16 protein-coding genes are annotated in these 19,308 nt (G+C 44.3%); 5 read left to right on the top strand and 11 right to left on the bottom strand.

The genetic code is table 11. The features are described from left to right. Nucleotides 1-106: 106 nt before the first annotated feature. The 8 genes from O9X78_RS07505 to rpmH form a co-directional block, all read right to left on the bottom strand. Entirely contained in the window at nucleotides 107-568 is a 462-nt protein-coding gene (locus O9X78_RS07505; RefSeq protein ID WP_269619010.1) for a hypothetical protein, read from the bottom strand. 1 nt (nucleotide 569) lies between these two features. Next, nucleotides 570-1,448: a hypothetical protein gene (locus O9X78_RS07500; protein WP_269619009.1), complete on the bottom strand. Its 879-nt coding sequence runs from the start codon at nucleotides 1,446-1,448 to the stop codon at nucleotides 570-572. A gap of 27 nt (nucleotides 1,449-1,475) precedes the next feature. Continuing rightward, nucleotides 1,476-3,461: a TonB-dependent receptor plug domain-containing protein gene (locus O9X78_RS07495; protein ID WP_269619008.1), complete on the bottom strand. Its 1,986-nt coding sequence runs from the start codon at nucleotides 3,459-3,461 to the stop codon at nucleotides 1,476-1,478. Between the two features lie 83 nt (nucleotides 3,462-3,544). Then, entirely contained in the window at nucleotides 3,545-4,909 is a 1,365-nt protein-coding gene (mnmE, locus tag O9X78_RS07490; protein WP_269619007.1) for a tRNA uridine-5-carboxymethylaminomethyl(34) synthesis GTPase MnmE, read from the bottom strand. 4 nt (nucleotides 4,910-4,913) lie between these two features. Beyond that, nucleotides 4,914-6,581, bottom strand: a complete 1,668-nt coding sequence (gene yidC / locus O9X78_RS07485; RefSeq protein ID WP_269619006.1) for a membrane protein insertase YidC — start codon at nucleotides 6,579-6,581, stop codon at nucleotides 4,914-4,916. After that, a complete protein-coding gene (gene yidD / locus O9X78_RS07480; protein ID WP_435056049.1) occupies nucleotides 6,574-6,780 on the bottom strand; it encodes a membrane protein insertion efficiency factor YidD in 207 nt (68 codons plus the stop codon). The genes yidC and yidD overlap by 8 nt, the downstream gene beginning before the upstream one ends. A 62-nt stretch (nucleotides 6,781-6,842) precedes the next feature. Then, a complete protein-coding gene (gene rnpA / locus O9X78_RS07475; protein WP_269619004.1) occupies nucleotides 6,843-7,220 on the bottom strand; it encodes a ribonuclease P protein component in 378 nt (125 codons plus the stop codon). Between the two features lie 34 nt (nucleotides 7,221-7,254). Further along, a complete protein-coding gene (gene rpmH / locus O9X78_RS07470) occupies nucleotides 7,255-7,392 on the bottom strand; it encodes a 50S ribosomal protein L34 (RefSeq protein WP_269619003.1) in 138 nt (45 codons plus the stop codon). 445 nt (nucleotides 7,393-7,837) lie between these two features. On the opposite strand from rpmH, the gene dnaA reads away from it, so the two are divergent. The 4 genes from dnaA to gyrB all read left to right on the top strand — a co-directional run bounded on the left by dnaA (nucleotide 7,838) and on the right by gyrB (nucleotide 14,390). Next, a complete protein-coding gene (gene dnaA / locus O9X78_RS07465; RefSeq protein WP_269619002.1) occupies nucleotides 7,838-9,334 on the top strand; it encodes a chromosomal replication initiator protein DnaA in 1,497 nt (498 codons plus the stop codon). 86 nt (nucleotides 9,335-9,420) lie between these two features. Beyond that, the gene (gene dnaN, locus O9X78_RS07460) at nucleotides 9,421-10,527 is read left to right on the top strand and encodes a DNA polymerase III subunit beta (protein WP_269619001.1); all 1,107 of its coding nucleotides are present in this window, start codon (nucleotides 9,421-9,423) and stop codon (nucleotides 10,525-10,527) included. Nucleotides 10,528-10,702: 175 nt separating this feature from the next. Then, entirely contained in the window at nucleotides 10,703-11,848 is a 1,146-nt protein-coding gene (gene recF, locus O9X78_RS07455; RefSeq protein WP_269619000.1) for a DNA replication/repair protein RecF, read from the top strand. Nucleotides 11,849-11,972: 124 nt separating this feature from the next. Beyond that, nucleotides 11,973-14,390, top strand: a complete 2,418-nt coding sequence (gyrB, locus tag O9X78_RS07450) for a DNA topoisomerase (ATP-hydrolyzing) subunit B (RefSeq protein WP_269618998.1) — start codon at nucleotides 11,973-11,975, stop codon at nucleotides 14,388-14,390. A 126-nt stretch (nucleotides 14,391-14,516) separates the two neighbouring features. Here gyrB and O9X78_RS07445 read toward each other — a convergent pair whose 3' ends face one another. The 3 genes from O9X78_RS07445 to glyQ all read right to left on the bottom strand — a co-directional run bounded on the left by O9X78_RS07445 (nucleotide 14,517) and on the right by glyQ (nucleotide 18,359). Then, nucleotides 14,517-15,242, bottom strand: a complete 726-nt coding sequence (locus O9X78_RS07445; protein ID WP_269618997.1) for a lysophospholipid acyltransferase family protein — start codon at nucleotides 15,240-15,242, stop codon at nucleotides 14,517-14,519. A gap of 91 nt (nucleotides 15,243-15,333) precedes the next feature. Next, nucleotides 15,334-17,421: a glycine--tRNA ligase subunit beta gene (gene glyS, locus O9X78_RS07440; protein ID WP_269618996.1), complete on the bottom strand. Its 2,088-nt coding sequence runs from the start codon at nucleotides 17,419-17,421 to the stop codon at nucleotides 15,334-15,336. Continuing rightward, nucleotides 17,421-18,359 carry a glycine--tRNA ligase subunit alpha gene (gene glyQ / locus O9X78_RS07435; protein ID WP_269618995.1) on the bottom strand — a complete coding sequence of 313 codons (939 nt, stop codon included), beginning with the start codon at nucleotides 18,357-18,359 and terminating at the stop codon, nucleotides 17,421-17,423. Before glyQ ends, glyS begins: the two co-directional genes overlap by 1 nt. 137 nt (nucleotides 18,360-18,496) lie before the next feature. Between glyQ and djlA the strand changes: the two genes are divergently transcribed. Further along, nucleotides 18,497-19,285, top strand: a complete 789-nt coding sequence (gene djlA / locus O9X78_RS07430; protein ID WP_269618994.1) for a co-chaperone DjlA — start codon at nucleotides 18,497-18,499, stop codon at nucleotides 19,283-19,285. Nucleotides 19,286-19,308 lie beyond the last annotated feature (23 nt).

The raw sequence follows: 19,308 nt of genomic DNA, 5'->3' as shown, positions 1-19,308 counted from the left end.
CTCAGCTTGCTTAAGAATGGCCATAATCTGGCTATCTGAATAACGGGGTACTTTCATGCAGAATCTCCTTCAAACTATTATGAGAAAATTCTACTTATCGCTCCAGCTATTTATCGGGGTGATTACCAATACTAACGGTGCCGATGATATTGTTTTCTTCAGGCTTATTTTGTGTATTTCCCGTTATTGAGTCATTTATTTCGATGTTACTTTGATATATGGGTACTGATATTACTTCAATTGGGTCGGAAATTGATTCGCTAGATTTTAATGAGACAGTACTTCCGTTAATGGCATTTGAAACAGTTATTGCAGTTATGTCCTTTGCTACTGCTGATCTCATAATTTCTTTTAGTTGAGTGTTGTTTCCGCTAATAATGGCTAGTTCACTCGACGCCGCTATATTTTCTGCGATACGTTTGGCTATTTCTTTTTGACTCAACGCCGCATCATTCAGACGAGTTACTAATGAATATGTGAAAAGAGAGAAAAATATAAGCAGTGCTGGTGTAATACCGGCAATAAGTATTTGTTGAAATAGTGTATTTTTTTTCAATTTTAGGAGCATATTATTTTACTCCTTCAATAATAATTTTAGAGCTCAGCTCTTTCTCAGATGGAATAATTAATCCGAGTGATTCCGCTACACTGTAATTTATTTTTACATTAAACATACTTGGGTATTGTGGTTTTGGTAGTATGTTTGTATCTAGATAATTTTTTAACATAGATACAATATCTTGAGTGTATTGATCTGTGGTTGAGAATACCGTACCTAAGGCTCCTGCTGTTACGAATCCTTCTGTTGGTCCAATGACAAGTGTTTGATGTCGATAACTACTCAGTAGTATTGATCTTACTGTTTTAGAATTGTAAATATCATTTTCCGAGGTACTTAGTAATACATCATTATTTTGAATTGTTTTATTAATGCTTCTAATAACATTTAAGTCATCAATTTTTTCTGACGTAATAGTCATCGATGGATAGTTTTCCATGATGCCGTCTATTTCAGATTTATACTTTTTGTTTTTGTATGCAATACCGACTTGAATATCTTTATTTTCGGTTATCGCTTTGATCAGTGATAATTGTCTACTTAAAGGTTGGTCAGAAAATAGCGCAGTAGTTTCATCGGTTTCGAATTTTAGATATTCGTTTGAATTTACATAAAATGCAAACTTGGCGTTGTATTCTTTTTCAGTTAGTAACGGGAGTAATTTATCTGATACAACTACTAATATATTACCCTTATTTTGTTCTTCAGGAAGTTTGTTTGTATAAGTGTGGACAATAAAATAAGGATTGTCTGTGATCTTTTGCGATAAAGTATCAAGCTCTACATTTTTAGTAGGCAACACAAGATCAACGATTTTTCTTTCATCGCTATACGCCAACGTAGAAAATAATAACGTTGCTATGAATAATCCGTGTAGTAACTTTATCAAGAGGCTATTCCCTTGCTCTTGGAGTAATTAATAACTTAAATTTATGCCGATAAATTGTCGAAGCTCGTTGCGATATATATTGCTACTTAGTAGTTCACTGTCTTCATCTAGGCGATATTGCGCATTGTAATAAATTTCAAATTCGCTATTTGAAAATGCTATCTTCTTTGATAATCGCATATCACTCCGAGAAAATTTATTCTGAGATGTACCTATAGCTTTAGCGTAGTATTGAGAAAGTGATATTTGTATATTGTTGTCTGTTCTATAACTAATTAATACGCTAGCTGAATTTTTCGGAGTAAAGCTTTCTTCAGTACTGCTCGTAAATGACGCGTCGGAATTACTGTACGCTTTACTTTTAATGTATGCATAGCTGGTATGAATTAGCCATTTATGGTTTGGTCTAAAGTCTATTTCTGTTTCAAACCCCGACTGTTTTAAATTTCCACTATTCACCGGATCAAATCGTTCTAGTGATATTGAGTTTGAAATAAGTTGATCGAGCTGATCAAAAAATATTTTCACATCAAATTGCAGATGATGTTGACTAAAATTTCCATAGTATCCAATTTCTCTTGATTCAATTTTTTCTGGTTTTAAATTTGGATTACCAGTGGCTCGTGTAATTAACTGTCCTTCAGTTTGGCCGTCAAGCGCAGGTCTGACATTTCGCGCTTTGTATGACCAATTAGCAGATGTCTCCAGCAAATCAGGTGTTCTGATTGCTTCTGAGTAAATTGCTCTAAAACTTTGATTTTTTGTTAAATGGAAAAGTGCCGCAATACGAGGAGAGAAGTTCTTACCAATGTCTTCTTCATATTCGTAAGAACCCCCCGCATTGATAGTAAAATTTTCTGTGATACTTTTTTCGATATTAAAAAACATTTGATAGTTACCGCTTGTCAGTGTGTCATCGTAGTAAGTTTCTGACGATACGCGAGATTTTTTTAGGTGTATTCCTGCTATGGTTGTTAGTCCCTTGTTCCATATAAAGGTATCTTGTAAATCGATATCTTGCCTGTTAACGACAACGTTTTCATTGGCGTCGGCTAACACAGATGATGAAGGGTTGTTATTGAGTCCGATAAAAAATGGAGGTACTTCAACAGTCCATTCACGGATTTGCTTTTGAGCTGAGTAATTGTATCTAAAGGTGAGTTGATGTACTTCAGATAACTCTTTTTCGATTTTTGATGAGATATAGTAGTCGTCAGTTTTTATATTGGGTGCAGTGACATCTACATCTGCGAAATCATCGGTTGTTTCACCCATTTTATAGCCTAAACCAATGCTAACGGCGTAGTCATTCACGTGAGTATCAAACCTGCTATTTATAAGCTTACTGGTTTGACTATCTAATCGTGTATTGCCATTTTTATCGATATCAAAACCATCGTCTTGCAGGCTGGCTAAGCTGATACGGTAGGTACCGTTTAAAAATTCGTCGGCATAACTAACGCGATAATTTTCGGTGTTTTCCGTTCCACTTATGGCGTTTGCTTCATATTTAGTTAAGTCGGCGGGGTGGCGAGTAATGATATTAATTACGCCAAGGAAAGCGTTTGCTCCGTAGCTAGCACTTGAAGGCCCTCTTACTACTTCTATTCGTTCGATATCTTGGATGGTGATAGGAATATCATTCCAGTCAACTGTTGCTAAACCAGATTGGTACACTGACCGACCGTCGATAAGAACTTGCATGCGACGCGAGTCTCGGTAGTTCGTACCGTGATAACTAACTACATAATTCCAGCCATCACGAGCGCCAACTGATGTGCCTGGTATTAGACGAAACAGCTCTGGGATTTTGGATAAACCAGACGCAATAATCATGTCACGATCGATAACACTCACGCTCGCTGGCACTTCACTGCGATTTTGTTTAAGTCTGGCGGGAGTCAGTACGACGGGCAGATCCTCTGTATTCCACATGTTTGCTTCAAGTGGAGAACATAGGGCGAAAGTCGCTGCAAATGCAGTTAGACTTCGTTTTAAGGCGTGTTGATGCATCGTCAATCCTGTAATACGCTAGATCGACTCAAGTGTATCCTATTGGGCTTTTTTTGCTAATGGAGATAAGAGAGGGGCTGTAATTATTTTCCGATGCAGAAACTGGAAAATATACGACCAAGAAGATCGTCGGAGCTAAATTCGCCGGTGATTTCTGCTAGTGCGTTTTGTGCCAGTCGGAGCTCTTCTGCGAGTAATTCACCCGCGTTGTATGTTGTGAGCTGTTGTTCACCGCTGAGTATGTGGTCTTGCCCACGCTGCAACGCATCTATATGGCGGCGGCGCGCGATAAATGGTGTGTCTCCATCATCAAAGCCAACACACGCTTTTAAATGATTTCTAAGTATATCTATACCGTGGTGTTGCTTGGCTGATAAAAAGATGCGACTAATCGTATCATTCTCAATACCTGCGCTATGCCCGGTTAAATCGCATTTATTGTAGATGATGGTGAGTTTCTTTTGTTTTACAAAGATTTCGAATTCTGGCGGTATCGCTGGCTCGTGGTCGGTGTTTTTTTTACTGTCTATCACAAGGAGAACACGGTCTGCTTTGCTAATTTCTGCCCAGGCCCGCTTTATACCCTCTTTCTCGACAACATCGGCACTGTCGCGTAAACCGGCAGTGTCTACAATATGTAATGGCATGCCATCGATGAGGATATTCTCTCTCAGGACGTCTCGGGTGGTACCGGCTATTTCTGTAACAATAGCGGATTCTCGACCCGCTAAGGCATTGAGCAGACTTGATTTACCGGCGTTCGGTTTTCCGGCAATAACCACCGTCATACCTTCTCGCAGGATACTGCCTTGTTTAGCGGAATTAAACACCGTATCGAGGTGGTGTTTTATACTTTGTAGTTCTGATGCTACTCGACCATCACTGATGAAATCGATTTCCTCCTCTGGAAAGTCGATTGCTGCTTCAACGTAAATTCGCAGCATGGTGATAGCTTCTACTAGAGTATTAATTTCTTTGCTGAAGGCGCCTTCTAAGGATCTTAGTGCTTGTTTTGCAGCTTGCTCTGAAGCGCTATCAATCAGATCGGCAATGGCCTCCGCTTGGGCAAGATCTATTTTATTATTGAGAAACGCGCGCTCGGAAAACTCACCGGGTCTTGCCATTCTTGCGCCGTTACTAAGTACAGCGCGCAGTAAACAGTCGAGGATAACCGGGCCGCCATGGCCCTGAAGTTCAAGAACATCTTCGCCGGTAAAGGAATTTGGGCCCGGAAAAAACAAGGCAATACCTTTATCTATGGTAATGCTGCCATTTGGCGTTGTTTCGAGAAAATTACCGTAGTGGGCATAGCGAGGTGTGATTTTTTCTACGGCTAGCATTCTTCGTGCTATATCTTGGCACTTTGGGCCAGATATACGGACTATTCCAACGCCGCCCTTTCCGGGCGGCGTGGCAATAGCGGCAATGGTATCTGTCGAGTTGATCATTTCTTTAGCGAGTAGCTAAATCGTTTTTCTCTAAACGCTTGGTGATAATGTACTGCTGAATAATCGATAGCGTGTTGTTCACTACCCAATAAAGTACTAAGCCCGCAGGGAAAAATAAGAAGAAGAAAGTGAATACTATAGGCATCCACTGCATTATTTTTGCTTGCATTGGATCTGGTGGCGCTGGATTTAAGCGCTGCTGAATGAACATCGACAAGCCCATCACCAGTGGCAATACAAAATAAGGGTCCATGGCAGATAAGTCGTGAATCCATAGAATAAATGGGGCATGGCGCAGTTCAATACTTTCCATCAAAACCCAGTAGAGAGAAATAAATACAGGCATCTGTACAACCATTGGCAGACAGCCGCCGAGAGGATTAATTTTCTCTTTCTTATACAATTCCATCATCGCCTGTGACTGTTTTTGGCGATCGTCAGCATAGCGCTCTTTAATTTCAGCCAGTTTTGGCTGAAATTTGCGCATATTGGCCATTGAGGTGAATGCTTTCTTATTTAGCTGAAAGAATGCCGCTTTTACTAAAATGGTAACGCCGATGATTGAGAAACCCCAGTTACCTAGCACCGAGTGTATTTTTGTGAGTAACCAGAATAATGGCTGAGCAATCCACCATAGCCATCCGTAATCAACGGTTAGCTCTAAACCTGGAGATACTTCTTTAAGGCTATATTGATCTTTTGGACCGGTGTAAAAGCCAGAACTAATTTTACCCTGGCTTTGCGGAGCAACAGTGACAGATGCGCTTGTTACCCTAGCTATGTTCATACCCTGCTTTGTGACGATCGTACTGAGTTCATTCACAGATTCAGGAGACGGAATCCATGCACTGACAAAGTAATGCTGCACAACACCAATCCAGCCACCATTCACATTGGCTTTTATTGGCTTGTCTTGCATTTTGCTGAACGTTGTTTTCTTGTATAGGTCTTCATCGGTGGCGTAAGCCACGCCCATAAAGGGTTTCATGGCAAACATACCGCCTTCGCCATTTACGCTGGGGTCTGTACTATTGCCGCGTTTAAGTTGCCCAAAAAAACTGGCTTGGAAAGGCTTGTCACTGCGGTTGTCTATAATATATTCGACATTAATGAGGTATTTGCCACGACTTAAGTGAAAACGCTTAATTATGGTTATGGTATCGCTGTATTGGTAGCTTAGGTCGATATTTAAGGTGTCTGAACCGTCTTCCAATCTATATTCGGCATTCGATGCGGAAAAGTGAGGCCGACCTTTCGATGTGTCAGTAGCGTTGGCACCGATTAAGCCACTCTGGGCAATATAGTGTCGTGTTTCGTTATCTTCGAGAATAACAAATGGGTCTTCTGCCTTTAGGCTAGCGGTATATTTTGGTAGTGCAGCGTAAACAATATCACCACCGTGTAAGTCTATCTTCAAATCCAGCACATCGGACTGAACGTTAATATATTTAACGTTGGTGGTGTCAGTTTTGATTGTATTGATGTCTTCACTACTAATAATAGCGGGTAAATCACCGTTTTCACTGCTGGTTTTAGGTGCAGCACTAGTGGCGTTTTGGTTTACCACCGAGACTACGGGATTTGATGTTTCAAACTTCTGCCATTCTACTAATAACATAAGTGACAGTGCAGCGATGGCGGCGATGAGAAGATAGCGCTGAAAATCAATCATTGCTTGAATGCCTTGATAGAGTGAGTTCTGTGGAGTGACAGTGGCAGGATGGTACAGGATCATAGCCGCCGGCGCTAAGGGGTTGGCAGCGGCAAATTCGTTTGATACTCAGCCAGCTGCCGCGAAGCGCGCCATGTTGTTGCAAGGCTTCTACTGCGTAACTAGAACAACTGGGGTAAAAACGGCAATGCGGCGCCATCAGCGGACTGATAAACAGGCGGTAAAAACGGATGCAGGCAATGAGCAAGCGCTGCATATTGACTAGCCCTCTTGCTGACGAAATCGTTTTTCAGCTTTTTTATCTAACTGGTACCAAAGCTGATTACAGGTTTCATGAAGTTGCTTGTTATCAATATCACCCAAGCCGCGTCTGGCTAGTACGATGATGTCGATACCTAGCAGCTTGTGCTGATTAAGCCTAAAGGTTTCCCTGACGATGCGCTTTATTCTGTTGCGTTGGACAGAGAGCCTTACGTTTTTCTTTGCTATGACTAAGCCAAGTCGAGCTTGGTTTAGATCGTTTTTACGTGCTAGAAACAATAATTCAGCGGTAGAGACTTTCAGGCGAGACTCGTCGAATACCGCTTGGTATTCGCTGGCATTTAATAGACGTAGAGACTTATCAAAGTGAAAGCTCACCGTTATGCCAGCATACTCTAATATTTAACCGCGATTATGCAGATAAAATTGCACGACCTTTAGCACGGCGACGGTTAATTAATTTGCGGCCGTTTTTAGTTGCCATACGAGCACGGAAACCGTGGCTACGTGCTTTTTTAAGGTTGCTTGGTTGGAATGTTCTTTTGCTCATGATTTCGTCCGTAACATATAGATAAAGCTGGTGATTTCCACCAGCACCGCCTAGCTAATAGCTGAGACAGTGAAAAATCGGATCGCGAATTTTAGTGGACATTAAGTGTAATAGCAATGATTTGAATGCTTTAGTTGGGAGTTTTTCGAGGATTGAGTAATTAGCAGTAAAGTAACAGTTTATCCATAAGTTATCCACAGGATTTGAATGCTGTTATCAAGGTGTGTGTTACTTTGCTATGACTTTACTTAATAAGAATCCCGCTCTTAATAGCGCTTTGAATAGAAAGGGTTTTTTCCTATTTTTGGTTATTATTTTGTTGGGGAATTTTGTGGATAACTGTGTGCTTGGCGAGTAGAATAACGCTCAAATCACGAAGATATTCCCTAAGTCCGCTATTTCTGTGGGTGGGGTGTTTATTGCTCAGATTATTTAAAAATGGAGAATGGAGTTGCCGGAAGCCACGTGGCAGAAATGTATTGCGCATTTGCAAGATGAATTGCCTTCTCAGCAATTTAATACATGGATTCGTCCATTGCAGGTTGAACTTGCCGGTGATTTGATTCGTTTATGCGCGCCTAATCGTTTCGTGCGAGAGTGGGTAAGCGATCGGTTTTACTCGCGTATTGTAGAGTTGGTTTCGGAGTTATCTCCCCCAGGTGTTAAAGTTCAAGTTGAGCTAAGTATTGTCGAGCGTCACGCAAATGTTAGTGTTGGCAGTAATAATGTTGTTCCTCGCCAACAAACAAGATCGCAGGTATCGCCACCAACATCAACAGGTAGTAGCTTTGCTCAGCAGTCAGAGCATCGGAGCCGAAATTCAAGTGAGTTCTTTCAATCTGCTCCCGCGGTCTCTGTTCCAGTTGCACCGCAGGTAATTACTGGTCAGCGACAGGTAGAGGTTGAGGGCGGTATCCGTCACCAAAGTTCTTTGATGGAATCCTATACTTTTGACACATTTGTTGAGGGCAAGTCCAATCAATTAGCACGGGCGGCAGCTAGTCAGGTTGCTAGTAACCCTGGAAGAGGCTATAACCCGCTTTTCCTTTATGGCGGTGTAGGTCTGGGAAAGACCCATTTAATGCATGCTGTTGGTAATGCATTAATGCAGCAAAACCCGAATGCGAAGGTGGTATATTTACATTCGGAGCGTTTTGTTGCTGATATGGTTAAAGCGTTACAGCTTAACGCGATTAACGAATTCAAGCGTTATTATCGTTCGGTCGATGCACTATTAATCGATGATATTCAGTTTTTCTCAGGTAAAGATCGTTCACAGGAAGAGTTTTTCCATACGTTTAATGCCCTGCTAGAGGGCGGTCAGCAAATGATATTGACCTGTGATCGTTATCCAAAAGAAATTAAAGGTTTAGAGGAGCGGCTTAAATCTCGCTTTGGCTGGGGGTTAACTGTTGCTGTAGAGCCGCCAGAACTTGAAACCCGTGTGGCGATTCTTTTAAAAAAGGCCGAGCAGGAAAAGGCTGACCTCCCCTCTGATGCTGCGTTTTTTATTGCCCAGCGGGTACGATCGAATGTCCGTGAGTTAGAGGGTGTGTTAAAGCGTGTTATCGCAAGCTCTCGTTTTATGGCAAAGCCAATTGATATCTCTTTAATAAAGGAATCGCTTAAAGATTTGTTGGCTCTTCAAGATAAGCAGGTTAGTTTAGATAATATTCAACGTACTGTAGCTGAGTATTACAAGATTAAGATGGCTGACCTGATGTCTAAAAGACGCAGCCGATCTGTAGCTCGCCCGCGCCAGGTCGCAATGGCGCTATCAAAGGAATTAACTAATCATAGTTTGCCTGAAATTGGAGAAGGATTTGGTGGTCGAGATCACACAACTGTTCTGCATGCCTGCCGGAAAATTAAAGAATTACGCGAAAGCGATGGTGATATAAGAGAAGATTATCAAAATTTGATAAGACTACTGACAAGCTGATGTTTTACTGACGCTTAATATAATAAAGTAGCCTTAGTATTCCACAACCCTTTGAATAGATACTCAAAAGAATAGGAACCGGAAGCATGAAATTTTCGATTTCGCGGGAAGCGTTAATTAAGCCCTTAAATCTTGTCGCGGGTGTTGTCGAGCGCCGGCAAACATTACCGATACTAGCTAACGTTCAGCTAGTGTTAAATGGCCAGGAGTTGGCGCTTACCGGTACGGATTTAGAGGTGGAGTTGATTGGCCGCGTCCATTTAGAGAGTGACTCGGGTATCCCTGGTGAGATCACGATTCCTGCTAAAAAGTTAGTTGATATCTGTAAAGCCCTACCTGATGGCTCTGATATAAGTATCCAATTAGATGACCAAAAGTTGGTGATTAAGTCTGGCCGTAGTCGTTTTCAGCTTTCTACTCTGCCTGCTAACGATTTTCCAAGTGTTGAGCAAGCCAGAGGTGGCCAGTCATTCACCTTGAAGCAAGGCGAATTAAAACGCCTTATAGAGCGCACGAGTTTTGCTATGGCGCAGCAAGACGTACGTTACTATCTAAACGGCATGTTGTTTGAAGTCACTAATGGTCAGCTTCGCGTTGTTGCTACCGACGGCCATCGTTTGGCTATGGCAACGTATCAAGGAGATATCACTGTTGATCAAACCGCGCAGGTTATCGTCCCACGCAAAGGTGTTGTTGAGTTGGCGCGCCTATTGATGAATGAGGACCAGGATGCGGAAGTGATAGTAGGTGGTAATCACATTCGTGTGGTGACGGCTGACTTCACCTTCACCTCAAAATTAATCGATGGGAAATTCCCAGATTATGAACGTGTGTTGCCACGTAACAGCACAAAGGTTGTGTTGGGATCTAGGGCTGATCTTAAGCAAGCGTTTGCTCGAACCGCGATTCTGTCGAATGAAAAATACCGTGGCATTCGCATGCTTCTCACTAGTGGGGAACTTCGAATAGTAGCGAATAACCCTGAGCAAGAAGAAGCTGAAGAGACTGTTGCGGTTGAGTATCAGGGGGACAACCTGGAGATAGGTTTTAATGTAAGCTATCTGCTCGATGTATTGTCGGCAATACATGGTGAGTCTGCTAAATTTTCGCTGTCGGATTCCAATAGCTCTGCTTTAATAGAAGAAGCGGATGGCGGAAATTGCCAATATGTTGTGATGCCAATGCGTTTGTAATGCCCTTCTCCTTCCTTTATGGCGCACCGAATGTGGGTAATGTGAATAGCGACATTACCTTGGTGTGCCGATTCCCTTCCCTCATCTTATTAGTGTTGTTTGTTTTGAATTCCGTGCGACGCCCAAACTTTGCGTGTTCAGTTGGTTCTGAGAGCTGTTGCTGGGCTAAGTCTAAGTGTTTACTCCGGTGGGTGCTGTGCGCCTAGAAAAGATTACGGTTTTTAACTTTCGCAATTTGCAATACGCGGATTTGAGCCACCTGTGTAAGTTCAATTTTATTCATGGTGTGAACGGTAGCGGTAAAACCAGTGTATTGGAGGCGATTCATACCTTGGCGTTAACCAGGTCTTTTCGGTCCCGTAAAATGGAGTCTGTAATTTCCTACGGAAAAGAGGATTTGACGGTTCGGGGCGAGATTGGCTTTTTGGGTTCTGGGCGCCCCGTCCAATCGGTAATAGGTGTACGGAGGCCTAAAAAGGGGGCGGTGCTTGTTAAGCTAGATGGCGAACGACTATCCACAGCTGGTCAGCTGGCTGGGGTTATGCCTGTGCAGGTTATTAATCCTGCTAGTTTTGAGTTGTTAGAGGGTGGGCCTGGCGTTCGCAGGCAGTATTTGGATTGGGGAGTGTTCCACGTGAAACATTCTGGGTTTTTTGAGTACTGGCCGAGGTACAGGAAAGCCCTACAACAGCGTAATTCCTTGCTCAGACGTGGTAATATAGACGCTGCGCTACTTGCCCCTTGGAATAGTGAGTTGGTGGCTATGGGCGGGCTTATACATCAAGCTCGTGCAAAGCACTTCGATTTACTGGCGGAGGCGTTTGATGAAATATATAGTCGCTTGCTCGCTTCTCTGGGTGAGCGATTTGACCAGATGCCCGATCTATCCATGACCATGATGGCCGGGTGGAAAGTAGAGGAACAGACCTTAGGTGAATCTCTAGAGTCTGGCTTGGCGGGCGATTTGCGCGCTGGCTTTACGCGATCTGGGCCGCATAGAGCAGATATTGAGTTTCGTCTGGGTCGTGTGGCCGCGGGAGATGTTCTCTCTAGAGGGCAAATAAAGACCATAGTCTGTGCACTTAAGTTGGCGCAATCGAGAGTGTTGTTGAATCAAGGCATCTCGACGGTATTTTTGATAGATGATCTTGCCGCTGAACTCGACGAGAAGCGTTGCGAGGCGGTATTTAAAGAGTTGGTGGAATTGGATGTGCAAGTGTTTGCTAGCTCGGTTAGGCGATCAGATCTTAGCGATCTCTGGTGTATTGGTGAGCCGTTAAAAAGGTTTCACGTGGAACATGGTGTAGTAAGCGAGTGCTGAAACGTTCGTGGTCTTGACTTGTTGCCGTTATATTCTGAGCAGTAAGTGGGTGTTAGGCAGTATATTGCTGCAAAATATAAAATAAGTTAGCTGTCCGCAATTCGGACACAGAGGTTAGGTAGAGATGACAGAAAATAGAGCTTACGATTCCTCTAGCATTAAGGTTTTGAAGGGGCTGGATGCGGTTCGAAAGAGACCCGGCATGTATATCGGTGACACGGATGACGGCTCGGGCTTACATCACATGGTGTTTGAGGTCGTTGATAACTCTATAGATGAAGCATTGGCAGGCCATTGCTCAAAGATACAAGTCATTATCCATGGCGATGAGTCTGTGTCGGTTTCGGATGATGGCCGCGGTATTCCCACCGAAATGCACGAAGAAGGTGTAACCGCAGCCGAAGTTATTATGACGGTTCTGCATGCTGGCGGTAAGTTTGACGATAACACCTACAAGGTCTCTGGTGGGCTTCACGGTGTTGGTGTATCGGTGGTGAACGCGCTATCTGAAGAGCTACGCTTGACTATTCGTCGCGGCGGCAATGTTCATGAGCAAGTCTATAAGCATGGCGTACCACAGGCGCCGTTGAAAATTATTGGTGATACCGAGCGCACTGGCACTGAAATACGATTTAAACCCTCAGCAGAGACGTTTACTAATATCGAGTTCCATTTTGACTACTTGGCTAAGCGTATTAGGGAGCTAGCGTTCCTTAACTCAGGTATTAAAATTGAATTGATTGATGAACGCGATGGCAAAAAGGAAAACTTTTGCTACGAAGGTGGCTTGAGTGCGTTTGTTGAATATTTGAACACTAATAAAACACCGGTTAATAAGGTCTTTCACTTCACTACAGAGAGTGAGGGTGTTGTTGTTGAGGTGGCACTTCAGTGGAACGATGGCTTCCAGGAAAACCTTTACTGCTACACCAACAATATTCCACAGCGCGACGGCGGAACTCATTTGGCTGGATTCAGAGCAGGTTTAACGCGAAATCTAAACACTTATATTGAGCGTGAAGGCTTGGCGAAAAAAGCTAAAATTGCGACTACTGGTGATGACGCTCGCGAAGGTCTTACTGCGGTAGTGTCTGTTAAGGTCCCAGACCCTAAATTCTCTTCTCAGACTAAAGACAAGCTAGTCTCAAGTGAAGTAAAAACTATTGTCGAGCAGGCTATGACGGCAAAATTTGGTGACTTCCTTATGGAAAGCCCAAATGAAGCCAAACAAATAGTTCAAAAAATGCTTGATGCAGCTCGTGCCCGTGAAGCTGCACGCAAAGCCCGTGAAATGACACGTCGTAAGGGTGCGTTGGATATTGCGGGCTTGCCTGGCAAACTCGCTGACTGCCAAGAAAAAGACCCTGCCCTTTCGGAAATTTACCTAGTCGAGGGTGATTCTGCGGGTGGTTCGGCAAAACAGGGTCGTGATCGTCGCACCCAAGCGATTTTGCCACTCAAAGGTAAAATACTTAATGTTGAAAAAGCGCGCTTTGACAAGATGATCTCCTCTGTCGAAGTAGGAACCATCGTAACTGCCCTAGGCTGCGGTATTGGTAAAGATGAGTTTAATGTTGAGAAGCTGCGTTATCACAGCATTATTATCATGACCGATGCGGACGTCGACGGTTCGCATATTCGTACTTTGTTGCTTACCTTCTTCTTTAGACAGATGCCTGAGTTGATTGAAAATGGCCACATTTTTATCGCCCAGCCTCCTCTCTATAAAATAGGCCGTGGAAAACAGCATCAGTATTTGAAAGATGAACCGGCATTGGCGAATTATCTTACGCAGTCCGCACTTGATGGCGCAGCCTTATTTGTGAATCCTGATGCAGCACCAATTGGTGGCGCGGGTTTGGAAGAGCTAATTATTCAGTATCGCCGTGTAGAAAGTATTATTTCTCGTCTTTCTCGTCTTTACCCTGCAGCGGTATTGCGCGAGTTGACGTATATGCCGGTGTTGAACGCAGATGAACTAGCGGATAAAGCAGCGGTTTCGAAGTGGGCAGAAAAGCTTGCCGAAGTTACCGTAGAATTAGAGCAGCGCGACGCACAGCATCGCTATGACGTTCGTGTTGTCGAAGATCCAGAGCTGCATATCCATCTGCCAGTGATTGATATAATCTCCCACGGAGTAAGTGATCACTATCAGTTTGGGCGTGACTTTTTCAGATCCGCTGACTACCAAACCATCGTTTCCTTGGGTCAAAGTTTACAAGGATTGCTAGAAGACGGCGCCTATATTAAGCGCGGTGAGCGGATTCAGGAAGTGAGTGAGTTTTCTGAGGTCATTACTTGGCTTATGCAGCAGGCAGAACGAGGTTTTAGTGTTCAGCGCTACAAAGGTCTCGGTGAAATGAACCCCGAACAACTATGGGAAACAACCATGGACCCAGAGGCGCGCCGTATGCTTCGAGTAACAATTGAAGACGCGGTTGCTGCAGATCAAATCTTTACTACTTTGATGGGCGATCATGTTGAGCCGCGTAGAGAGTTTATCGAGACCAACGCGCTTAAGGTAGCGAACCTAGATATTTAAGCCCTTCCCTCCCGGAGCTATTGTCATGTCACTGCAATAGCTCCTACCTTTACTCTATATTTAATTCTTCTTTGATTAGAGACTTTTTGCGTTAGTTAACCGCTTTGATAAGATTCATAGCCAAGTCTATTGGATTAACTCGCATTGGCTTTCTATCCAGTTTTCTACTTCTAGTGTTAGTTCTCGACTCTCTCTGCCATTGGTGTCGATGGGCTCACCAATAACAAGTATGACTGTGCCCGGTTTTATGCGAAGGCTTTTAGCTGGCCATATTTTGCCGCCATTATGGGCTATGGGAACCACTGCTACGCCGGCTTCTATTGCAATGCTGGAGCCGCTTCTCGCGTACTTTCCACGTACACCTACAGGAGTTCGTGTACCCTCCGGGAATATGAGCAAATTATAATTATGTCTTAATCTAGATAATCCTTGCTCCATTGTTTGTCGAATTGCTGCGCGGGGATTGCTGCGATCAATTCCAATAGCATTCATCATCTTCAATGCCCAGCCGAAGAAAGGAATTTTAAATAATTCTTTCTTAACAACAGTGGCTACGGGAAATAAAAACCACTGAAGGTAAAATGTCTCCCACTGACTTTGGTGTTTAGCCATTGCGACATAGGGCAACTTCGTTGGTAGCGAACCGCGGATTTCGGTTTTAACACCACAGCAAATACGCAGCAAGAAGATAATCGCGGCATTACCGAGTACAAAATATCGGCCGCGGATATGGAACGGCAAAAATGACGTGAATAGTATACCGGTTACGCTAATAAACATTGTTATCAAGGCGTAGCCGATAAAGAAAAGCGCTGAGCGTATAGATAAAATACTATTATTTATAAATGCCATTCCTGAATCTCAAGTTTAGACGGCGGCAATTCATAATGAATTGCCGCCGTTTTTCTACAGCCCCTGTTGTCGCGTTGGGGGCATTAGCGATTTACTTGCTGACCACGAGTAGGGAAATATCTGCCACTTCTAAAAATAAACTCTGTAGTTGTTTTAACAAAGATAGGCGATTTTTTCTCAGTGCATCATCTTCTGAATTTACCATTACCTGGTCGAAGAAGTCGTCGACAGCGGTCTGTAGCGCCGCCAAAGACTTAAGTCCGCCTTCGTAGTCAGCAACTGCAAACAGAGGCTCGACTTTTTCTTTCTGTAGCGACAGTTGTTGTGCGAGAGTTACTTCAGCAGCTTCTTGTAAAAGGTCGGAGTTAATTTCCGCCACGATTTGTTCGTCTACCTTAGCAAGTATGTTTGACACTCGTTTATTTGCTGCTGCTAATGCCCCAGCTTCGGGTAGCTTATTGAAAGTTTGAACGGCTTTAATGCGGTGATCTATGTCTAGCGGCGAGCTGAGTTGTTTGGCGTTAACGGCCAAAAAGACTTCGGCAGATATACCTTGATCTTCGTATCCGGCCCGCAGGCGATCGAGAATATAGTTGACCACGGTTTCACTAAGCTTGGTGTTGCCCGCAAATTTATCGTGCTTTTCTATGGCGAGATCGACTAGCGTTTTGAGGTCAAGAGTTAGGTTTTTCTCGACAATAATTCTTAATATGCCGAGCGAAGCCCTGCGTAAGGCAAAGGGATCTTTGGAGCCTGTAGGGATTTGGCCAATTCCAAATATACCTGTGATCGTGTCTAATCGATCTGCGAGAGCGAGGATTGTTCCGGTCATGGTACTGGGCAAGTTGTCGCCAGCAAAGCGCGGCATATATTGCTCGTTCATTGCCAGCGCAACGTCGTTCACCTCGCCGTCGTTTTGGGCGTAGTAATATCCGGCGATACCCTGCATGTCATCGAACTCTAGTACCATCTCAGTAACGAGGTCGCTTTTCGACAGTTCGGCGGCGCGGCGCGCGTTGTTCTTATCAGCGTTTAATAACTCAGCTATGTCGGCGCTTAATGAAGATACCCGACAGGTTTTATCATAGATAGTGCCTAACTTATCTTGGAAAACGATAGTGCGCAATTTTTCTCGGCGTTGTTCAAGACTGGTTTTACAGTCTGTCTCGTAGAAAAATGCAGCGTCACTTAATCGAGGTCTAATAACTCGCTCATTACCATCGATAACTTTCTGAGGGTCCCGGCTTTCGATATTAGATACCGTTATAAAATGCGGCATCAATTTTTCGTTAGAATCTACAACGTGAAAGTACTTTTGATGTTCTTTCATTGATGAGATTAAGGCTTCGGGGGGGACTTTCAGAAAGCGCTCTTCAAAACTACCCGCTAGCGCGACTGGCCATTCAACGAGTGAGCTGACCTCATCTAAAAGATCATCGCTGATGACGGTGTGTCCGCCAAGCGATAGACCGATAGCTGTGATTTGATCCCGAATCATTTGTTGGCGAAGATCATAGTCAGCTATTACTTTACCCTGCTCTCGCAATATCGATTCATAGCTGCTTGCAGACGTTATGCAGAGCTCTCTATTGCAATGGAAGCGATGTCCCTTACTTACGTTAGATGAACGTAGTTCAAAAATAGTTTCGTGAATAACCTCTTCACCAAACACAATTGCCAACCACTGGATGGGCCTTACAAATTCAGTTCGTGACGAGCCCCAACGCATTCTTTTTGCGATCGGCAATGACTGTAATGCGGTATCAATTATTCCTGCAATAAGATTTTTGGTGTCGCTACCTTTTGCTGTGCTGCGGTAACAGAGTTTGTCTTGCTTGCCGTCGTTATCAATATGTTGGCTAAGATTGTCAGCATTAATGTTGTTCTTCTTGGCAAACGCTAAGGCAGCGTTTGTTGCGTTTCCAGCATCATCGAAGGCGACCTTGACTGGAGGCCCCCAAATTTCTAACTCTTTGTCTGGCGACGTTTCCGCTAGGTCAGACAACAGTATCGCGAGTCTTCTTGGCGTTGCGAAACTTTTAACCTTGGAAAACGTTAAAGCCTGATCGCCAAGTTGCGACGTTACACTGTCAGTAAATGCATTCGATAATGTTTTTAACGCTTTTGGTGGCAGCTCTTCGGTGCCGATCTCGATGAGTAAATCATGAGTATTCGTCATTATTTGCTCTCCTTTGAGGCAGCGTATTCGGCACGTAAATTCTCTGGCGCTAAAGGAAAGCCCAGCGCTTCGCGTGCGTTAAAATAAGCTTGTGCTACAGCCCGTGCTAGGCTGCGGACACGTAAAATAAACCGCTGACGTTCAGTAACAGAAATAGCATGGCGTGCATCGAGTAAGTTAAAAGCGTGAGATGCCTTCATCACCATTTCGTAGGCAGGTAGTGGCAGGCCTTTTTCAATTAGACGTTCGCTTTCTTTTTCGCAGTGATCGAATTGCGCAAATAGTTGGCCGACATCGGCTTCTTCAAAATTGAAGTGAGACATTTCAACTTCGTTTTGATGAAATACATCACCGTAGGTGACATCGCCAGCCGGACCTTTGGTCCAGACCAAGTCGTAGATACTATCAACACCTTGTAGGTACATCGCTATGCGCTCTAAGCCATAGGTGATTTCGCCACTAACCGGGTAGCACTCGAGGCCGCCCACCTGCTGGAAATAGGTGAACTGGGTAACTTCCATGCCATTTAGCCATACTTCCCAACCTAGGCCCCACGCACCGAGTGTGGGCGATTCCCAGTTGTCTTCAACAAAACGGATATCGTGTACTTCAGGATCGATGCCGAGCATTTTCAGCGAATCTAAATACAGATCCTGAATATTGCTCGGTGACGGCTTCATAATTACTTGGAATTGATAGTAGTGCTGCAGGCGGTTAGGGTTGGTGCCATAGCGGCCGTCTGTGGGCCTACGGCAAGGTTGTACGTAAGCAGCATTCCAAGTTTCTGGGCCGATAGCACGCAAAAAAGTGGCGGGATGGAAGGTGCCGGCACCCACCTCCATGTCGAGGGGCTGCAGAAGTACGCAGCCCTGCTCTGCCCAGTATTGTTGCAATGCTAAAATTAGCCCCTGAAAGGTGCTGACGTCTGCCTTACTCACGGCGTTCCCCACGAAATAAATAAAGAGATGAATTATACAGATATGACGGCGGGTGCGTTAAGACTAAGGTGGATTCTGGTAGTAGTAGTGGTGGACTTGTTATCATCGTTGTCCAGATGTGAGGGAGATACAGTGGAATGGCAAAAATAATTGGTGCGATATTGGGTTTTCTGGTGGGTGGCCCGCTTTTGGCACTATTGGGTTTTGTCGTAGGTAGCTTTTTTGATCGCGGTCTTGGTCAGGCGATGCGTTTCAATTACGGTGCTGATAGAGAGCGCATTCAAGGTATTTTCTTCGATACTGTGTTTCGGGTTATGGGTCATATCGCCAAGGCCGACGGTCGGGTGTGTGAGTCTGAGATCGCCCAGGCTGAGGCGATTATGACGCAGCTTGGCTTTACCGGCGCGCGCCGGCAGGACGCGATTGATCGGTTCAAGCAAGGTAGTGAAAGTGATTTTCAGTTAGAGCCGCAAGTATCAGAGTTCATGACCGTGGCAAAAAGCCAGCCCCTACTTCGGCAAATGCTGTTAGAGGCGTTGCTCACAATGGCGCTAGCTGATGGCGAAATGGCTGATGCGGAGCGCGATATAGTAACGCGGGTGGCAGGCTACATGGGTGTACCTGCACGGGAATTTCAGCGTTTATTAGATATGGTCATGGCGCAGCGCCAGTTTCACAGCAGTGGATCTTACTCGCAGGGTGCAACTAGTGAGTCGGAGTTAAATAAAGCGTATCAGGCAATCGGTGTTGAGGCGTCGGCAACGGATGCAGAGCTTAAGCGAGCCTATCGTAAACTGATGAGTCAGCATCACCCCGATAAGTTAATAGCCAAAGGTGTGCCAGAGGATATGCTGAAACTTGCGACAGAGAAGGCGCAGGAGATCCAGGCAGCATACGATTTAATAAAGAAAAAGCGCGCTGCCTGAGAGTAGAAAATTAACGTCGTTCA

Origin of the sequence: Zhongshania aquatica (genome assembly GCF_027257955.1) — a bacterium.
GTDB classification, from domain to species: domain Bacteria; phylum Pseudomonadota; class Gammaproteobacteria; order Pseudomonadales; family Spongiibacteraceae; genus Spongiibacter; species Spongiibacter aquatica.
This window is presented reverse-complemented; position numbering and strand designations above follow the sequence as displayed.

Coding starts and splice junctions, on each gene's coding strand:
- gyrB (WP_269618998.1), top strand. CDS start 11,973: ATGACAGAAAATAGAGCTTACGATTCCTCTAGCATTAAGGTTTTGAAG.
- O9X78_RS07445 (WP_269618997.1), bottom strand. CDS start 15,242: ATGGCATTTATAAATAATAGTATTTTATCTATACGCTCAGCGCTTTTC.
- djlA (WP_269618994.1), top strand. CDS start 18,497: ATGGCAAAAATAATTGGTGCGATATTGGGTTTTCTGGTGGGTGGCCCG.
- yidD (WP_435056049.1), bottom strand. CDS start 6,780: ATGGCGCCGCATTGCCGTTTTTACCCCAGTTGTTCTAGTTACGCAGTA.
- glyS (WP_269618996.1), bottom strand. CDS start 17,421: ATGACGAATACTCATGATTTACTCATCGAGATCGGCACCGAAGAGCTG.
- dnaN (WP_269619001.1), top strand. CDS start 9,421: ATGAAATTTTCGATTTCGCGGGAAGCGTTAATTAAGCCCTTAAATCTT.
- O9X78_RS07495 (WP_269619008.1), bottom strand. CDS start 3,461: ATGCATCAACACGCCTTAAAACGAAGTCTAACTGCATTTGCAGCGACT.
- yidC (WP_269619006.1), bottom strand. CDS start 6,581: ATGATTGATTTTCAGCGCTATCTTCTCATCGCCGCCATCGCTGCACTG.
- mnmE (WP_269619007.1), bottom strand. CDS start 4,909: ATGATCAACTCGACAGATACCATTGCCGCTATTGCCACGCCGCCCGGA.
- rpmH (WP_269619003.1), bottom strand. CDS start 7,392: ATGAGCAAAAGAACATTCCAACCAAGCAACCTTAAAAAAGCACGTAGC.
- O9X78_RS07505 (WP_269619010.1), bottom strand. CDS start 568: ATGCTCCTAAAATTGAAAAAAAATACACTATTTCAACAAATACTTATT.
- dnaA (WP_269619002.1), top strand. CDS start 7,838: ATGGAGTTGCCGGAAGCCACGTGGCAGAAATGTATTGCGCATTTGCAA.